This window comes from Shuttleworthella satelles DSM 14600, assembly GCF_000160115.1.
Classification (GTDB): domain Bacteria; phylum Bacillota; class Clostridia; order Lachnospirales; family Lachnospiraceae; genus Shuttleworthia; species Shuttleworthia satelles.
Window position 1 is genome coordinate 1,270,677 of record NZ_GG665866.1, and the last position, 15,564, is coordinate 1,286,240.

General features: G+C 52.1%; 16 protein-coding genes. 3 read left to right on the forward strand and 13 right to left on the reverse strand.

What is annotated here, in order from left to right:
• The first annotated feature begins 162 nt into the window (after nucleotides 1-162).
• Nucleotides 163-1,068, forward strand: coding sequence for a helix-turn-helix transcriptional regulator (locus tag GCWU000342_RS05730; protein ID WP_045000371.1), 906 nt, complete (start codon nucleotides 163-165; stop codon nucleotides 1,066-1,068).
• Nucleotides 1,069-1,179: 111 nt separating this feature from the next.
• On the opposite strand, the gene GCWU000342_RS05735 is transcribed toward GCWU000342_RS05730, so the two are convergent.
• From GCWU000342_RS05735 to GCWU000342_RS05765, 7 genes are all read right to left on the reverse strand, one after another.
• Complete coding sequence (locus GCWU000342_RS05735) at nucleotides 1,180-1,668, reverse strand: MarR family winged helix-turn-helix transcriptional regulator (protein WP_045000372.1); 489 nt, start codon at nucleotides 1,666-1,668, stop codon at nucleotides 1,180-1,182.
• 45 nt (nucleotides 1,669-1,713) lie between these two features.
• Complete coding sequence (locus GCWU000342_RS05740; RefSeq protein ID WP_006906373.1) at nucleotides 1,714-2,637, reverse strand: NAD(P)/FAD-dependent oxidoreductase; 924 nt, start codon at nucleotides 2,635-2,637, stop codon at nucleotides 1,714-1,716.
• Nucleotides 2,638-2,699: 62 nt separating this feature from the next.
• Nucleotides 2,700-3,011 carry a thioredoxin gene (trxA, locus tag GCWU000342_RS05745; RefSeq protein WP_006906374.1) on the reverse strand — a complete coding sequence of 104 codons (312 nt, stop codon included), beginning with the start codon at nucleotides 3,009-3,011 and terminating at the stop codon, nucleotides 2,700-2,702.
• Nucleotides 3,012-3,485: 474 nt separating this feature from the next.
• Nucleotides 3,486-4,634 carry an FprA family A-type flavoprotein gene (locus tag GCWU000342_RS05750; protein WP_242649976.1) on the reverse strand — a complete coding sequence of 383 codons (1,149 nt, stop codon included), beginning with the start codon at nucleotides 4,632-4,634 and terminating at the stop codon, nucleotides 3,486-3,488.
• Nucleotides 4,635-4,824: 190 nt separating this feature from the next.
• Nucleotides 4,825-5,820 (reverse strand): L-lactate dehydrogenase, encoded by a 996-nt coding sequence (locus tag GCWU000342_RS05755; protein ID WP_006906378.1) that lies wholly within the window; start codon nucleotides 5,818-5,820, stop codon nucleotides 4,825-4,827.
• A 133-nt stretch (nucleotides 5,821-5,953) separates the two neighbouring features.
• Nucleotides 5,954-7,252, reverse strand: coding sequence for a phosphopyruvate hydratase (gene eno, locus GCWU000342_RS05760; RefSeq protein WP_045000373.1), 1,299 nt, complete (start codon nucleotides 7,250-7,252; stop codon nucleotides 5,954-5,956).
• A gap of 224 nt (nucleotides 7,253-7,476) precedes the next feature.
• Nucleotides 7,477-7,680, reverse strand: a complete 204-nt coding sequence (locus GCWU000342_RS05765) for a DUF1858 domain-containing protein (protein WP_006906380.1) — start codon at nucleotides 7,678-7,680, stop codon at nucleotides 7,477-7,479.
• Nucleotides 7,681-7,827: 147 nt separating this feature from the next.
• On the opposite strand from GCWU000342_RS05765, the gene GCWU000342_RS05770 reads away from it, so the two are divergent.
• Entirely contained in the window at nucleotides 7,828-8,505 is a 678-nt protein-coding gene (locus tag GCWU000342_RS05770; protein ID WP_006906382.1) for a Crp/Fnr family transcriptional regulator, read from the forward strand.
• A gap of 56 nt (nucleotides 8,506-8,561) precedes the next feature.
• Here GCWU000342_RS05770 and GCWU000342_RS10645 read toward each other — a convergent pair whose 3' ends face one another.
• From GCWU000342_RS10645 to GCWU000342_RS05795, 6 genes are all read right to left on the reverse strand, one after another.
• A complete protein-coding gene (locus GCWU000342_RS10645; RefSeq protein ID WP_006906383.1) occupies nucleotides 8,562-8,738 on the reverse strand; it encodes a DUF6472 family protein in 177 nt (58 codons plus the stop codon).
• 11 nt (nucleotides 8,739-8,749) lie between these two features.
• Nucleotides 8,750-9,250, reverse strand: coding sequence for a COG2426 family protein (locus GCWU000342_RS05775; RefSeq protein WP_045000375.1), 501 nt, complete (start codon nucleotides 9,248-9,250; stop codon nucleotides 8,750-8,752).
• 163 nt (nucleotides 9,251-9,413) lie between these two features.
• Entirely contained in the window at nucleotides 9,414-10,475 is a 1,062-nt protein-coding gene (locus tag GCWU000342_RS05780) for a pyridoxal phosphate-dependent aminotransferase (RefSeq protein WP_006906386.1), read from the reverse strand.
• Nucleotides 10,476-10,596: 121 nt separating this feature from the next.
• Entirely contained in the window at nucleotides 10,597-12,258 is a 1,662-nt protein-coding gene (locus GCWU000342_RS05785; protein WP_006906387.1) for a L,D-transpeptidase family protein, read from the reverse strand.
• A gap of 123 nt (nucleotides 12,259-12,381) precedes the next feature.
• A complete protein-coding gene (hslO, locus tag GCWU000342_RS05790; protein ID WP_045000376.1) occupies nucleotides 12,382-13,266 on the reverse strand; it encodes an Hsp33 family molecular chaperone HslO in 885 nt (294 codons plus the stop codon).
• Complete coding sequence (locus tag GCWU000342_RS05795) at nucleotides 13,263-14,192, reverse strand: class I SAM-dependent DNA methyltransferase (RefSeq protein ID WP_006906389.1); 930 nt, start codon at nucleotides 14,190-14,192, stop codon at nucleotides 13,263-13,265. The genes hslO and GCWU000342_RS05795 overlap by 4 nt, the downstream gene beginning before the upstream one ends.
• Before the next feature lie 151 nt (nucleotides 14,193-14,343).
• Between GCWU000342_RS05795 and GCWU000342_RS05800 the strand changes: the two genes are divergently transcribed.
• On the forward strand, nucleotides 14,344-15,534 hold the full coding sequence (locus GCWU000342_RS05800) for a DUF6709 family protein (RefSeq protein ID WP_242649977.1): 1,191 nt from the start codon (nucleotides 14,344-14,346) through the stop codon (nucleotides 15,532-15,534).
• The last annotated feature ends 30 nt before the right edge of the window (nucleotides 15,535-15,564 follow it).

Sequence of the window (15,564 nt, forward strand, 5' to 3'; positions counted from 1 at the left end):
TTACAGTGCTTGTTGCTGTCTTTGCAAATCTTGTGATTCGTGCTAGGATATCATCTGTAGTCTCCCGCGGGCAGGCGGCCTCATATTGCGATCGCTTCGCTCAGATCGGTCATCAGGCCCGTCTCTTTTCTCCCCTCTCAAGGGGAACGATAGGAACCAGCATTGAAAGAGCCACTCCATTCTCCCTTTGTCAACAGACAGTACATGCAGTCCAGAGATTTTGAGATCTTCTATTACAATGACTGCAATCTGAAATCCGTCAGTAACCACTCGCACTCCTATTATGAGTTTTATTTCTTCCTGGGCGGCAGTGTCAGCATGCACGTCGACGGAGTCGATTATCCTCTGACCAAGGGAGACGTCATCCTGATTCCTCCCAATGTCAGACATCATCTGATCAACCATGCCCCGTCCCTTCCCTATCAGCGCTTTATCTTCTGGATCAGCCGCAATTTCTGCAATGAACTGATGCAAATTTCTCAGGACTACGGCTATGTCATGCAGCAGGTCATCGTCAGCAGGCGCTATGTCTATCACTATGACGTCCTCTCCTTTAATACCCTGCAGGGCAAAATATACGCTCTTTTGGACGAGATCCACAGCAACCGTTTCGGCCGGTCCGCCAGGATCTCTCTCTGCGTCCATGACCTTGTCCTGCATTTAAACCGCTCGATCTATGAGATCGAACACCCCCGCCAGGAGCAGGAGGTCTTCTCTCTCTACGAGAATATTGTCTCCTTTATCGACCGGCACTTGGAGCAAAACCTGTCTCTTGACGATATCGCAAATAATTTCTTTGTCAGCAAGTATCATATCGCCCATATTTTCAAGGACCATCTGGGGCTCTCCATCCATCAGTACATTCTAAAGCGCCGCCTGGCCATGGTCTGCGACTCGATCGCCTCCAATATGAATATCTCTGACGCCTATCAGCGCTGCGGTTTTAATGACTACTCCTCCTTCTTTCGCGCTTTCAAAAAGGAGTACGGAATCAGCCCCAAGGAGTATAAGGAGAGCTATGCCTTTCCCGAAGAAAGTCCCTCCGGGACACAGGGCACAGGAAGATAAACAACGTTCTTTATCCTGTCACTTTGCCTTTTTTCCCTCGCTATCGCTTATCCTTATTTTTCCCATAGCTTAAAAAAAAGAGCCTCCGACCAGTGCCGAAGACTCTTATATTCATGCGTCAAGCGCCTCTAACCTCGCCTCCAGGTCCTCCAGAGGCCCCTGCCCCGGATCAAGATCAGCAAGCATATTGTAGAGCAGCTTATAGAGCGCGAGAAGTTCCTCCCGCTTGATGTGAAAGCACTCGCGCATATGAACGGGGACAGACAGGGCCCGCTCCCGGAGCTCCATCCCGCTCTCTGTCACTGTGACAATCAGCGATCTCTCATCCTCTTTGGATCTGGCGCGATCAATATAACCCTTGCCCTCAAGCTTCTTGAGTACCGGCGTCAGTGTGCCGGAATCCAGATAGAGAACCTGACCAAGTTCTTTCACCGTCAGCTTCTGCTTCTCCCACATAACCATCATTGTAATGTACTGCGTATAGGTCAGCTGCAAGGGGTCTAAGAAGGGTTTGTATTTGCGCACAATCTCCTTGGAAACCGCGTATAGGGGGAAACAGAGCTGGTTCTCCAGCTTGAGTGCATCATACTTATCGCTCATGCCAATCATCCTCCAAGGCCTAATCTATTTACAATGGAACACACGCTAGGCGGACATCTCATTATCATGAATGTAGGCAACCGCCGCGAGCGCTGCCACAGCGCCGTCGCTTGCCGCAGTCGTGAGCTGGCGCACAGTCTTGGTTCGCGTGTCACCCGCGGCGAAAATTCCATCAACATTGGTCCTGCAATCCTCACCGGCGACAATATAACCGCCCTTATCAAGACCGACAACGTTAGAGAATATCATATTCTCCGGCGCCTGTCCAATTGCCACAAAGAGCCCATTGACTTTAATGATCCTCTTTTCTCCAGTGATCTTATCAGTCACTTCAAGGGCCTCCAGGCGATCCTGCCCGAGGAGGGCCGTAATATTGGCATTGAGGACAAATTCAACATTCTCCCTGGCCCGCAGCTTCTCGACCCGAACAGGCTCGCCGCGGAACTGATCTCTTCTGTGAATCACATAAACCTTCTCAACGATATTGGAGAGGAATTCTGCGTCCTCCAGGGCCGTATTCCCACCCCCGTTGACCGCCACGATTTTCTTGCGATAAAACATTCCATCGCAGGTCGCGCAGTAGGAAATCCCTCTGCCGATCCATTCCTTCTCATGCGCTAAGCCAAGCGGCCTGTTTTTAGCGCCGGTCGCCAGGATGATCGTCCTCGACGCAATGCGGTCTCCGTCCTCTAAAACCGCAATCTTATGATCGCCTGCATCCTCGATAGAGGCAACTCTTGCCTGGCGATACTCCACTCCCAGATCAATGGCCTGCTGATAGAGACCCATGGCAAAGTCGAAACCGGAAGTGTGCGCAATGCCGGGATAATTCTCAATATCGGGAGTATTAATAATCTGTCCCCCAAAGGTATTGGCCTCAAGAATCAACACGCTCTTGTTCTGGCGAACTCCGTAGATCCCCGCGGACAATCCCGCGGTACCGGCGCCTACAACTAAAATATCATACATATTGCACCTCATTTCCGACTGGCAAAGGCCCTGCAAAAGATACTCTCTTAAAAAAGCTTTCCTTACTTGAGCAAGTCCAAAAGCTGAGCCTTCGGAACAACACCGACAGACTTCTTATAGACCTGTCCGTCTTTAAAGACGATCACGGTCGGAATCGACATCACATTGTATTTCTCCGCGAGCTCCATCTCCTCATCAACATTGAGCTTGCCCACCCTGTATGAGCCGTCTGACTCCTCGGCGATCTCAGAGATGACCGGACCAAGCATCCTGCAGGGGCCACACCAGGAAGCCCAGAAGTCAACCATTACCGGCACATCACTCTTTAATACTTCGCTCTCAAAATTAGCTGTGGTAACTTTTAACTCAGACATATGATCCTCCTATCATCCTGATACCAGCTTCCCTCATGCGACAGTCATTGCATTTCATCTGCATGGAAGCTTTTTGCATTGAAGTTCTCTTGAAGCGCTTCTGACTTTTGTCAAAACAAATTGTACACAACTAAATATCGCCTGTCAACACCCAAAACGATTTTTTACGCGCCTCTGCCAGGGCCCCCCTTCCCTTGGCATAAATTCAGCATCCTGCTCCGCTGCTGTCAATGCCTTTTCCCGAACATATCCAGATCCATTCCTATCATTTGATCGAAAAAGCCGACTGCAAATCGCATAAAAAAGACTGCGAATTATATAAAAAAAACTGCCGGGGCTGAGGCCTCTCACAGGCCAGCGCCGGCAGTCGATTTTATTCGAATGATTTTTCGGGTCCACTCTGCTTTTTACAGATTCTTCCCTCTCCCGTTTCAGCAGTTTTCCCACATGACTGATTCTCTCGTCTTTGTGTTTCTATGCCTCTGCCAGAGCCTCGACCAGCTCTGCCATTTTCTCCCGGCTCTCCTCATTTAAGGTGGAGCGAATGGTTACCTGCGGTTCGATGAATTCAATATTCTTCCAGCCCTCCATAATCTTCTTCATGGTGCGGGCGGCTGTAGGTCCCCAGGAACCATTCTCCATAATGGCGATCTTGCGGCCCTGGAAGGCCTTGTTTGCCAGGTGATGGAGGAAATCCTGCATGGGAGGATAGACCTGGGCATCATAAGAGGAGGCCGCCAGAAGCATGCGATCGAAGCGGAAGGCCTGGGCCACCGCCTCAGAAACATCCACCTTGGTCAAATCCATCAGCTTTATCTCAATGCCCCTGGACGCGAGCGCCTTTTCGGCCTCCCTGGCAGCCGCCAGCGTATGTCCGTAAATTGACGCGACGGGAATAAATACCCCCTTCTCCTCAGGAGCGTAGGAGGACCAGGTCTGATACAGCCCCAGATATTGGTCCAGATTCTCGGTCAACTGAGGCCCGTGCAATCCGCAGATCTTCTTGATTTCAAGACCGGACAGCTTCTTGAGCAGGGTCTGCACCTGGGGACCATATTTGCCGACAATGTTGAAGTAGTAGCGTCTGGCCTCTGTCACCCAATCGTCCGCGACATCGCCGCAGCCAAACTTGCCGAAGGCATCCGCGGAAAAGAGCACCTGATCGGTCATATCATAAGTCATCATAACCTCGGGCCAGTGCACCATAGGGGCAAAGAAAAATTGCAGCTTGTGGTCTCCCAGGTCCAGGATGTCCTTATCCTGCACCATCAGTTTCCGATCAATGGACAGGTCCAGCTGGGGAAAGAAGGCATGGATCATGTTGAAGGTCTTATTGTTCCCGACAACCTTTACATTGGGATACTTTTCCAGGGCGACCGCCAAAGAGCCGGAATGGTCAGGCTCCATATGCTGCACAATCAGATAATCCAGCGGGCGGCCGGCCAGAGCTTTCTCAAGGTTATCAAGCCACTCCCGTGTCTTCCTCTCATCCACGGAATCCATTACGGCTGTCTTCTGACCATCAATCAAATAGGAGTTATAGGACATGCCCGCCGACAGTGGGTACTGATTCTCAAACATCTTTAAATCTCTGTCGTGGGTTCCAATAAACCTGATACTCATCTTTTTTTCCTCCATAGATTCCTCTCGTCGGAATAAATTATAGCATAAAAACAGGAATCATCTCTCAGCGGAAGAAATGATTCCCGAAATTGATACTCCCCCGTACAGCTGATCACTGATCCTGTTTTTTCAGAAAGAGGCAGGATCAGATGAGATTCAAGGCATCTGACGCTGCATCTGGCGCCGGCCCTTATTTATCCTGCTTTTTTGCGGGCATAGACAGATCCAGCTTGCCCAAAATTTCCTTTAAGGTATTGGCGGAATTCTGCAGATTGGTCAGTTCCTCATAGCTTAAGTCAATATGCACCTTGGTCTCTACGCCGGAGGATGTGACAACAGCCGGCATGGACAGGTAAATGTCGCTGATCCCATACTCTCCCTCCATCAGGGAGGAAACGGGCAGAATCGACTTCTCATCCTTTAAGATGACCTCGGCAATCCGGCGAACCGCGGACGCGACACCATAATAAGTAGCATGCTTCTTCTCGATGATCTCATAGGCTGAGTTCTTCACGTCATCCGCGATCTTCTTCATAGAGGATTCATGCTGGAAATGTCCCCGGATCTCGCAGAACTGGTTTACATTCACGCCGGACACATCGGCGGAGGACCAGGCCACAATCTCTGAGTCCCCGTGCTCGCCAATAACATAGGCGTGAACATTTCTCGCGTCCACATCCAGATGCTCGCCCAGCATATACTTAAGGCGGGCGGAATCAAGAACGGTTCCTGACCCGATGACGCGCTCCTTTGAAAAGCCGGAGATCTTCCATGCCACATAGGTCAGAATATCAACCGGGTTCGATACAATCATCAGAATGCCGCCAAAACCGCTGTCTCTGATCTGGGGAATGATGGACTTGAAAATCCCCACATTCTTATTGACCAGGTCAAGGCGGGATTCCCCGGGCTTCTGGGCGGCGCCTGCCGTCACAATCACAAGGGCGGCATCCTTGATATCCCTGTAGTCTCCCGCATAGATATGCTGGGTTGTAGAGAAGGGAATGGCGTGGCTGATATCCATGGCCTCCCCCTCTGCCCGATTCTGATCGGCATCAATCAAGACGATTTCTGAGGCGATGCCGGACTGCATGATGGCGTAAACGCTGGTAGATCCGACAAATCCGCATCCGACCATGGCAATCTTACGGGGATTAATATTGGCATTTTCCAAAATATTGGACATTGTATTCACACTTTCTCTGCAAAAAGGGAGTTACAGTTTCTCTACCGTAACCCCCTTCTGATTCATCGATCAGATTCTAACACGAATCCACCAGCTTTGGGGAATTCAAAGAATCAATTGTTAAAAGCACGGCTTATCTCTTAACCTTAAACGCCCCCATCTTGGGATAGATCGCGGAATTCCCAAGATCCTCTTCAATCCGAAGAAGCTGGTTGTACTTGGCGACACGCTCGGAACGACTGGGAGCGCCCGTCTTGATCTGGCAGGTATTCATGGCAACGGCCAGGTCGGCGATTGTCGTATCCTCAGTCTCTCCAGACCTATGGGAGGTAATTGCGGCATAGCCTGCCTCATGAGCCATCTTGATCGCCTCAAGGGTCTCTGAGATAGAGCCGATCTGGTTGAGCTTGATCAGGATCGCATTGGCGACGCCCATATCAATCCCCTTCTTCAGGCGCTCTGTATTGGTGACAAAGAGATCATCGCCTACCAGCTGCACCTTGTCGCCCAGACGAGCTGTCATGCGCTGCCAGCCCTCCCAGTCTTCCTCATCGAGGCCGTCCTCAATGGAAATAATGGGATACTTTTCAACCAGCTTGGCCCAGTGCTCAATCAGCTCATCGGACGTAAACTTGGTTCCAGCCTTGGGAAGGATGTACTCTCCCTTTTTGGATCCCTTCCACTCAGAAGAAGCGGCGTCCATGGCAATCATGAAATCCCTGCCGGGCTCATATCCGGCAATCTTAACGGCCTCCAGGATCGCTTCAATGGCCTCCTCGTCAGACTTGAGATCGGGGGCAAAACCGCCCTCATCTCCGACAGAGGTGGCGAGACCCTTGCCCTTTAACTCACTGGCCAGAGCATGAAATACCTCGGCGCACCAGCGCAGCGCCTCTTTAAAGGAGGGGGCTCCGACAGGCATAATCATGAATTCCTGCGCGTCAATGGTATTGGCTGCGTGAGCGCCCCCGTTGATGATATTCATCATGGGAACAGGAAGGCGATTTCCGTAGATCCCGCCCAGGAAACGGTAGAGGGGAAGCTCAAGAGACTGAGCGGCCGCCTTGGCGGACGCAATCGAGACAGCCAGGATGGCATTGGCTCCCAGCTTGCTCTTATCCTTTGTCCCATCCGCCTCAATCATAGCGCGGTCTACCGCGTAGATATCTGACGCGTCCAACCCCTGCAGGACATCATTGATGCAGGTATTGATATTCTCAACTGCCTTGGTCACTCCCTTGCCCAGATAGCGGCTCTTATCGCCGTCACGAAGTTCAAGCGCCTCGAACTCACCGGTGGAAGCGCCGGAGGGAGCCGTGCCGCGGCCAACGGTTCCGTCTACAAGAGTTACCTCTGCCTCGACGGTCGGATTCCCTCTGGAGTCCAGAATCTCACGACCCACAACCTTCTCAATCTGAAGATACTCGTTCATTGCATTTTCCTCCATGCCGTTAGTCTTTACTTACAACTGCGATTCTATCACAGAAAACCGCCTCCGTAAACCGGATTCGTCCTTCTTGCCGGGTTCTGCTGTACCCCTCTTACCAGGGTTCTGCTCCTGAAATCGAATCTGCTCATGCCGCAGGGTTTCGATCACAAAAAGACCTGTAAATCGGACTCTTCCTTACCATGAATCTCCCGCTCGAATCTCCCGCGTCAAATACCCAGCTTCTCAGCCTCTTCGTTGAGGAAGTTCACAACGGGATCAACCGGAAGATTATGCACCTTGCAGGCCTCCTCCAGGGTCTCCATACGGGAGACGGAACAGGATGTACAGTGCATTCCCAGTCCCAGCAACACCTCACTCATATCCGGGCTGTCCGCCAGAATATCTCCCAGAAGCGTATCCTTGTCCCACATTGCCTCATCACCTCCTTCCGATCTGCGCTTGTCCTACGCCTATCAGCATAGTCCATTTCAGATTGCTTTCTGTTGTAATCACAACGTTTTTGTAGTAGTTATAGGTATATAGTTTAGAAAACAAACAATAACATAGGAGACAAGATCATGGTCAAATATGAAGAATATCTTCCCGTACTCAAAAAATCGAATCTCTTTCTGGGCGTATCCGAAAATGAGATTCACCATATGATGTCCTGCATGAATCCGCAGAAACGCTCCTATGAGAAGAACGAAACCATTCTCCGGGCAGGGGAACAGATCCATAGCTTTGGTCTGCTCCTGAGCGGAACCGCTCTCATTGAGAAGGAAGATTTCTGGGGCAATGTCGCCGTCATGTCCGCCCTATCCTCCGGCTCCATGTTCGCTGAAGTCTATGCGGCTCTGTCCCAAATTCCGACCGATGTCACCGTCATCGCCACTTCTCACTGCGAAATCATGTTCTTTGATCTCTCCGCCTTCACAAGTCTCTGCGGAGAGTCCTGCAGCTACCACAGCCGCATTATCCAGAATGTCATGACCTCGATTGCCCGGAGGACCCTCCAGCTGAATCAGAAAATCGACTGCATCTCTAAGAGAACCATTCGCGATAAGCTCATGGCCTACTTATCCTCTGAGAGCATGCGCCAGCACAACAACACTTTCGACATCCCCTATAACCGCCAGCAGCTGGCGGACTATCTCTTTGTCGATCGCTCCGCCCTCTCCAATGAAATCAGCAAACTGACCAGGGAGGGACTGATCCGAAGCCAGCGGAACCATTTTGAAATCCTCAGAGAAATCTGAGCCCCCTCAACTGGCGGCTGCCGATGTCATTTGGCAGTCATTGACTCCATTCCCCATCAAAAGGCCTGATGCCGCACGATCTCGTACTCGTCATTGCTCTGATAGTAGGGACAAGATCTTGTGTTCCCCTGCAAAAAGCGCACCATATCATCCTCATCCAGGTTCAGATCACAGATATAGCACTCCTCTTCATCGTCCCAGAGATAATTATTGCAGAGTTCACACAGGTCCATTTTGCCTCCGCTCAATGTAAAAACAGGCCCAGGAGGCCATAGCTGACAGCTGACATGATGACTGTCGCAATGGCGACCCCAACCAGTTCCGCAATGACAGCCTTCTTGATATCCATCTCCAGAAGCGCCGCAATCAATGATCCGGTCCAGGCGCCGGTGCCTGGCAGAGGAATTCCGACAAAGAGGGCAAGCCCCCAGAACTCCGCGCTGGAAACCTGGCCGGACTTTTTCATGGCCCTGGCCTCCAGCTTCTCGATCAGCCGTCCCATCCCCTTGAATTTCTTCATCCATAGGAAAATCCTTCGAATGAAGAGCAGGATAAAGGGAATCGGAATGATATTCCCGATAATACAGATCGGAATCGCTGTCAGGAGGGGAATCTTTAAGAGACTTGCGGCCAGCAGTCCCCCGCGCAGCTCCAGAAGGGGAACCATCGAAATGATAAAGACAACCGCCTCTTTTGATATGTGCTGTCCCAGTGTCATTGTAAACCAGCTGACAAGCGCCTCCATAAAATTTTCCTCTTCTCTCATCTAAGACCGAAATGTTCTCTAAGCGCGCATCAGAAGATTCTGATCATCAATCTGCAGATACCGATTCAAAATCAGTGCTTCCTCAGGCAGCGATTAAGACCAGTAATCCGCCAGACAGCAATCCTAGATCAGCAATCCGAATTCAGTGATCCGCCAGATAGTGATCCAGGAAGCGGATCATATCCTGCATCTGCTGATCCGTTCCAATGCTGATGCGCAGGTAGTTATCAATTTTTGGCAGCGCAAAGTGCCTGACCAGAATCCCGGCCTCCTTTAACGCGTGAAATATCTCTATGGCCGGCAGCCGCTCGTGTCTGGCGAAAATAAAGTTTGTCCTGGAGTCAGGGAAGTAAAATCCCAGCCTCCGAAGCTCCTTTTTTGTCCATTCCCGGCTGGCAACGACCCTGGCCAGCTGCACCTGAAAATATTCCTCATCCTCTATCGAAGCGGCTCCCAGCTTCTGCGTGATTCGGTCCATGGTATAGGAGTTGAAGGAATTTCTGACATCCCAGAGCGCGCGGATCAACTCGGGATTTCCCATGGCAAAGCCGATACGGCTTCCCGCCAGAGCCCGGGACTTGGAGAAGGTCTGCACCACGAGCAGGTTGTCGTAGCGATCAATCAGAGGCAGGAGGCTGACCGCGCCGAAATCCACATAGGCCTCGTCAATAATGACAACCGCGTTCGGATTTGCCCTGATGATCTGCTCTAGTTTCTCCTGGCCCGCGTCAATGCCGGTGGGAGCATTGGGGTTTGGAATGATAATGCCCCCATTCTCTCCCGCGTAGTCCTCGGAATGAATCTCGAAGTGATCATCCAGGGGGATTTTACGATAGGGAATATCAAATGTCTCTGCCCAGACATCATAGAAAGAATAGCTGATATCCGGGAAGAGAAGAGGGCGATTCGAATGGAAAAAAGTCATGAAGGACATAGCCAGAACATCGTCAGAGCCCACGCCGACAAAAACTTCTTCTCTTCTCAGGTCATATCTTCTGGCAATAGCATCAACCAGCAGTGTGGCCGAGGGATCCGGATACCGGTTCAATTCCTCCGCGTCATAGCCGCGCAGAATCCACTCGACCGCCGGCGCCGGCGGATAGGGATTCTCATTGGTGTTCAGCTTGATCATATCCTTTAATTCGGGCTGTTCTCCCGGAATATAAGGCCTGACCCTGCGAATATTATCCTTCCACCCGTACATATATGCCCTCCCTTGAGAACTCTCCCAGCCAGGAGCGCGGGAACAGTACGATCCGCTGACTCTTTTACTTACATCAGTCGCATCGGCTCCCAGCCAGGAGTGCGGGAACAGCCCCCGGCTCTTATTCGTGATCCGTATTGACCGCCTGCTCGTGCTCTTCGACCTTAGCCGCGTCTGCCAGGGCGGCCGCGTACTTGTTCTGCGCCTCTTTCAAGGCAGACAGATTATATACATCCTTTTTTTGCGCCGCGGACAGGGCCTGATAGGCATCTGTCGCCGCCTTGGCTGCCGCTGGTCCGGAACCGGCCTTGCTGATCTTGTTGATTACCGCCTGAACTGCGCTGTCAGTGCAGGAAGTCTCTGTCCCGGGCAAATTATAGACGACGACCGGCATGCCGACAGAGACATTGGCAAATACGCTTCCCGCAACAGATGGGGGGAGATTGACGCAGCCGTGGGATCCGTTGGTCAGATAATTCTTGCCCCCATAATTGGACTTCCAGGGAGCGTCATGGAGTCCGATACCACCATCAAACGGCATCCAGTACTTCACCGGACTGGCATAGGAGGAACCGTCGTCATTTCTCCCGCGAAGCGTTCGGTTGGCCTCATGGCTCTTAACCCGAAAGATCCCCACATTGGTCTGATGATTGTTGACAGGCTTGCCTGTTGTCACCGCCGTATCCACTACCTTCTTGCCATCCTTGTAGACAAAAAGGTGCTGGGCAGTCAGATTGACCTCAACATAGCTGGACCCGATATCATCGCCGGCACCGCCTGCCGCCTTCTGAGAGAAGTTCAGATCGCGGGTCAGGTCCCTGCCGTCTGTCAGGTTTTCCTTGAGGGCATTGAACTCAGCTTCCTGGTCCACCTTCCTCCCATAGTCCCCGGAGGAAATATTGACGACCGCCCCATAGGAAGTATGAAAGCTGCGGTTCTTGCCAACCGTATCGTATTTGCCTGCCAGTTCCCCGACATATGCCCTGATCGCCTCATCATGCACGACCATATTGGCATTCTCGTCGATCCCGATCCACGAGATGATTTTCTCCTGCGGAACCGTCTCCTGGTCTCCTCCGATCTTCAGAGTGATCTTCATCTGGGCGATCTGATTCATTTTCCCGATGAGCTCTTTCAGTCTGCTGTCATCCGCTTTGAGCGTTGGCTGTACCGCATAGTCAGCCAGAGAGATTTCCTCCTGTAAATTGACAATCGCGTCCGCCAGGGCATCCTTGAACCGATCGGTGTCAATGTTATTGCCGTATACTTCCTCCTGAACAAGGTAAGATTTCTGCTGCTGATCATAGACCAGATCGGCATTCTTCGTCTGCACCAGGTCTGTCCGGCTGACCTCCGGAAGAGCGTCAACCAGGGCATTTAACTTATCTCGATTGAGCTTCCAACCGCTTGTCTTTTGTTCCAGCTTATCCCCGAGAAGATACCTGGGCCAGAGAAAGGCCTGCTGGTTTGCCAGTAAACGGCTCATATCACCTGGCTGAAGGTTGCTGGACAGATCGACCATATCCGGCGTGATCACCTGTTCGGTGGCCCCGTCAGCAGTCTTAATGACCATGTGATAGGACTTCTCTCTGTCTGCAAGAAGATCTGCCATCTGCTGCGCCGTCTTGCCGAAAGAATCGATCCCGTTGACCCTGCTGTTGGGAACAAAATGACTTCTAAAGAAGATTCCGACTCCCAGATAAGCAGCTGCCAGAAGGCCCACACAGGAAGCGGCGATCAAAAGCTTCTTAGGACCCCGCTTCTTCTTCTGTTCTTCCTCCATACTCTGCTCCCTGTCTTTTTAAACAAAATCGGACTCATTATAGCACAATCCCTGAGATCTATCTCCGGCTCAGTCAATTCGCCCTCAGACCGCATCTGTCAATCTGCCCGCGCGCTGCATCTGTCAATCCGCCCGCGCGCTGTCTCTGATTTCTCTCAGCTCCTCACTTGTAAAATGATAGGCCCGGCCGCAGAACTGGCATTTGACCTCAATCGTCTTTCCCTCATCGATCATCTCCCGCAACTCCCTGTCGGACAGGGAAATCAGAGTCCGCTCCACCTTGTCTCTGCAGCAGTCACAGCGAAATGCGGCAGGCAGCGTCCCCCTCATCTTGGGTTCAAGACCAGCCAGAGCCTGATCCAGCATATCCTCCGGCCGCCTGCCTGAAGCAAGCATCTCTGTGACGTCCGGAATGCGTGACAGATTTTGCTCCAGAAGATCAATCACCGCATCCTCCGTATTGGGCATGAGCTGTAGAATAAAGCCCCCCGCCGCGAGGATATTCTCATCCCTTCCCACCAGAACGCCCAGGCCTGCCGCGGAGGGAACCTGCTCAGATGCCGCGAAATAATAGGTCAGGTCCTCAGCGATTTCTCCGGTCTGGATGTCGACCGTTCCGACATAAGGCTCCTTGAGTCCCAGGTCCTTGATGACGCGAAGGATTCCCCCTCCTACCGCGCTTCCCACATCCAGGTGGCCGTCTGTCCTGGCCGGCAGATAGACCTCTGTGTTGCCGACAAAGCCCTTGGCGTGTCCCCTGGAATCCGCTGTCACGGTGATATTTCCCAGAGGGCCGTCAGCAAGGAATTGCAGAGTCAGTTCATCCTCCTCTCCCTTCATCATGGCCCCCATCATGAGAGCCGCGGACAGGCTTCTGCCCAGAGCCGCGCTTGCGATCGGACTTGTTTTATGTCTCTCATGCGCCGTCTGAACCAATTCCCTCGAGCGAATGGCAAAGGCCCGGATCTGATCCCCGGCCGCCGTTCCTCTGACAATGTAATCTTTCATTTCCATCTCCTGAACGATGCTGTGTTTTTTGATCCGGCCTTGGCAATCTCCCTGGCCACAAAGTAATAGCGCTGGGTCCGGTCTGAAATCTCCCCCATGGTCTCCGCGTCCAGAACCTTCTCAAAGGCCAGACCGGACTCCTTTATCAGGCAAATGACCCTGTCGACCGGATAGGTCCTGGTCACATGCTCCTCATGACGGCGAAAGTATGCCCTCTCTTCTCTCCCCTCTCCCGCAGCGTCTCTTTTCTCCTCAGTGCCCTGCTCTTTGCCTGATGACGATTCCACCGACGACTCCACCGCCAGTTCCCCTGCGTCCTCGCGGATGAACATCTCCAGATCATAGTGATTGATCCGACGGGCCTCGTCGAATTCATTTTGCCAGATGAAGGCCCCGATATCCCTGCAATCGGCAATCGTTCTCTCTCCCATCTTTCGATAGGCAGCCTCCGAGACAAGGTCAAATATGAAAACTCCTCCCGGGTCCAGGTAGTTGTTGACCAGGCGCAAAACCGTCAGCAGATCCTCCTCCGTCAACAGATAATTCATAGCGTCGCAGACAGCGTAAATCCCCGCCATCGTACCATAGAGCTCAAAGGACCGCATATCCTGACACAGGTAGAGGATCTGCGCGGTCTCCGTCTTCTCTTCCGAGTCGGCTGCCGATTCCCTGGATAAAAGGCGGCGTATCTGCTTCTCCTGGGCAATCTGCAGCATGTCCGTCGACCGGTCAATCCCGGTCATGTCATAGCCGCTGGCCGCCATTCGCTCGGTCATATTGCCGGTGCCGCAGCCGAGTTCAGCGACAAGACCGGATCGAATCCCATACTCCTTAAAAATAGACAGCAGATGATCTCTCCACCGATCATAGGGTACGTCATCCATAAAGCGGTCATATATTTCTGCAAAGCTCTCATAACAGGCCATGCGTCTTCTCCTCTTTTTCGGGTCTCGTCAAATATCTTAGCATTGATCTGTGTTATACTGAATGCGCGTTTGACTGTCCATCCCGGGGATGTATTTTCAGGGAATAGAGCCCCTTCTTGTCCCCGATTTTTCAACAAAACAGGTAATTTTCATGAAATACAGGTTCCGGAGCCCTTTCCGCTGGCTCAGAAAGCCCAATGTCCACGCGCCTATGACCGATACCGAGGGCGGCACCAATGTCTCCGAGCGCTTTCATCACTATATTTCCCGCTCCATCGCGGGCTTCTACAGACGACGCGTGCTTTCCCCCGCTATTTATCTGCTGATTCTGCTGGGGCTTTTCGCGCTGTCTCCGGCCCGCTCTATACTCTATCCCATGCAGGTGGAAGGATCCTTTAATCTGGCAGAGCTCTACCAAAATCAAACTCACTACGTGCATCTCACCCTGTCCAATCTCCACTTCACCGGCTATACCCGTCAGATGTTCGGCCTGACAACCGGATACTACTACTATACGGTCATGGATCAGAAGAGCTATATTGTCCTTCTCCGGCCGGATACATCCTCACAGGGCCTGCCCCAGATTGATCAGGTCGAAGTCTTCGCCAAAATCATCAAAAACCCCGCCTCCCTTGACCGGATCAAGGTTCATCTGACGGAAGATTTGGGAGAGCACGCCGGTCTGGCTGGCGCCCTCTCCCCCTATATGGTCTCTGAGGCCGATGCCCGCGGTATCCTGCACCGGCTCCTGCTGATTTTTATCTGGCTGACAGGCATTTACGCCGGCATCAGTCTCCTTTTAGACCTCCTGTACATCTTCTTTCCCAAGCTGTCCGCTCCCGTGCGTCGGCTGGGAGCCTACGGCGATCCATGGAAGCTGCTGGACCAGGCGGAAGAAGAACTCGCGACCATGCCCCAGCTGGCCACCGAGGATATTTTTATCACAGAGCATTTCTTTATCGAAACATCTGTCTACGGCGTCGCCATTGTCCCTATCTCAGAGATCAAATGGGTCTATAAGTATTCTACCCTGCACCGGATTCTCTGGCACCACTTCAGCATCTCATACACCCTCTATATCATGACAACCCATCGGCAGGCAATTCACTGCCCCAAGAATGCCAAGTCTGATATTGACGGAGTGATCGATTACCTGTCTGAGGCCAACCATGACATCCTGGTCGGCTTCACGGAGCGCAATCGCCTGCGCATGCAGTGGTACCTGCGCAAGCTTCCTCTGAGCGATCTCATCCCCTTCCTGCGCAGCCGCCCCGGTCATCGTCAGAAGATAGAAGCGATCAAGAAGCGGGAAAAGATATCCAAAGAAGATGAGCAGAACTGACTAAAGTCATCGACCGGCAAGATGAAGATG

Bases quoted from the DNA above. Each gene is read 5' to 3' on its own strand.
- hslO (WP_045000376.1), bottom strand. From the start codon at position 13,266: ATGAAAGATTACATTGTCAGAGGAACGGCGGCCGGGGATCAGATCCGG.
- GCWU000342_RS05750 (WP_242649976.1), bottom strand. From the start codon at position 4,634: ATGAGTATCAGGTTTATTGGAACCCACGACAGAGATTTAAAGATGTTT.
- GCWU000342_RS10645 (WP_006906383.1), bottom strand. From the start codon at position 8,738: ATGGACCTGTGTGAACTCTGCAATAATTATCTCTGGGACGATGAAGAG.
- trxA (WP_006906374.1), bottom strand. From the start codon at position 3,011: ATGTCTGAGTTAAAAGTTACCACAGCTAATTTTGAGAGCGAAGTATTA.
- GCWU000342_RS05785 (WP_006906387.1), bottom strand. From the start codon at position 12,258: ATGGAGGAAGAACAGAAGAAGAAGCGGGGTCCTAAGAAGCTTTTGATC.
- GCWU000342_RS05800 (WP_242649977.1), top strand. From the start codon at position 14,344: ATGAAATACAGGTTCCGGAGCCCTTTCCGCTGGCTCAGAAAGCCCAAT.
- eno (WP_045000373.1), bottom strand. From the start codon at position 7,252: ATGAACGAGTATCTTCAGATTGAGAAGGTTGTGGGTCGTGAGATTCTG.
- GCWU000342_RS05740 (WP_006906373.1), bottom strand. From the start codon at position 2,637: ATGTATGATATTTTAGTTGTAGGCGCCGGTACCGCGGGATTGTCCGCG.
- GCWU000342_RS05735 (WP_045000372.1), bottom strand. From the start codon at position 1,668: ATGAGCGATAAGTATGATGCACTCAAGCTGGAGAACCAGCTCTGTTTC.
- GCWU000342_RS05770 (WP_006906382.1), top strand. From the start codon at position 7,828: ATGGTCAAATATGAAGAATATCTTCCCGTACTCAAAAAATCGAATCTC.
- GCWU000342_RS05765 (WP_006906380.1), bottom strand. From the start codon at position 7,680: ATGTGGGACAAGGATACGCTTCTGGGAGATATTCTGGCGGACAGCCCG.
- GCWU000342_RS05775 (WP_045000375.1), bottom strand. From the start codon at position 9,250: ATGGAGGCGCTTGTCAGCTGGTTTACAATGACACTGGGACAGCACATA.
- GCWU000342_RS05795 (WP_006906389.1), bottom strand. From the start codon at position 14,192: ATGGCCTGTTATGAGAGCTTTGCAGAAATATATGACCGCTTTATGGAT.
- GCWU000342_RS05780 (WP_006906386.1), bottom strand. From the start codon at position 10,475: ATGTACGGGTGGAAGGATAATATTCGCAGGGTCAGGCCTTATATTCCG.
- GCWU000342_RS05755 (WP_006906378.1), bottom strand. From the start codon at position 5,820: ATGTCCAATATTTTGGAAAATGCCAATATTAATCCCCGTAAGATTGCC.